The organism is Peribacillus sp. P4_C12, assembly GCF_056402095.1.
Window position 1 is genome coordinate 1 of record NZ_JBFUIB010001015.1, and the last position, 821, is coordinate 821.

1 protein-coding gene is annotated in these 821 nt (G+C 42.6%); it reads right to left on the bottom strand.

The annotated features are described in order from the left end of the window. Positions 1–107 precede the first annotated feature (107 nt). Positions 108–821 (bottom strand): PLP-dependent aminotransferase family protein (locus AC1DUW_RS30915; RefSeq protein WP_477644464.1); only part of this gene is annotated, 714 nt, incomplete at its 5' end.

Below are 821 nucleotides of genomic sequence, written 5' to 3' on the forward strand. Positions count from 1 at the left end.
TTGTCATCCTTTTTACACGCGCTTATATCAAACCACCATGAATGAAATAATGAGACTCTCCTTTTCTCTTTATTTTCATCCCTGGTGGTTCATGTTCAAGCATTCATTTATGACTTTGCCGTTTCTTTCTCTACTATCTCCTCTTTGAAATAACGCAAAATTGGTAGTCTAGCTGCTTGGACCTCATCCAATCGACCAATGTCAGTAGTATGTGGTGCGTCTAAAACAACCCCTGGGTTTTCTTCCACTTCTTTGGCAATTTGAATCATTACATCCGCAAAAGCATCAAGGGTTTCTTTTGACTCTGTTTCTGTCGGTTCAATCATCAAACATTCCTCAACATTTAACGGGAAATAGATGGTCGGCGGATGGTAGCCGAAATCTAGCAGACGTTTTGCCATATCAAGTGTTCTTACACCCAGATTTTTCTGCCTAGATCCGGATAGGACAAATTCATGCTTACAAATTTGTGAAAATGGCGCTTCAAAATATGGCGCTAATCTTTTGCGAAGGTAATTTGCATGAAGCACGGCACTTTCTGATACTTGGCGCAGCCCTATTGGCCCCATCGTGCGAATATAGGTATATGCCCGTAAGAGAATTCCGAAGTTTCCATAATACCCTTTTACTCGTCCTATAGAGTGCGAATGATCAGAGTTCAGCACATATTTATCCCCGGATTTTTCTATTCGCGGAACCGGCAAGAAAGGAATAAGTTTCTCTTTCACACCGACAGGACCTGCCCCTGGACCGCCACCGCCATGAGGCGTCGTAAATGTTTTGTGAAGATTTAAGTGCACGATGTCAAAGCCCATTTGACC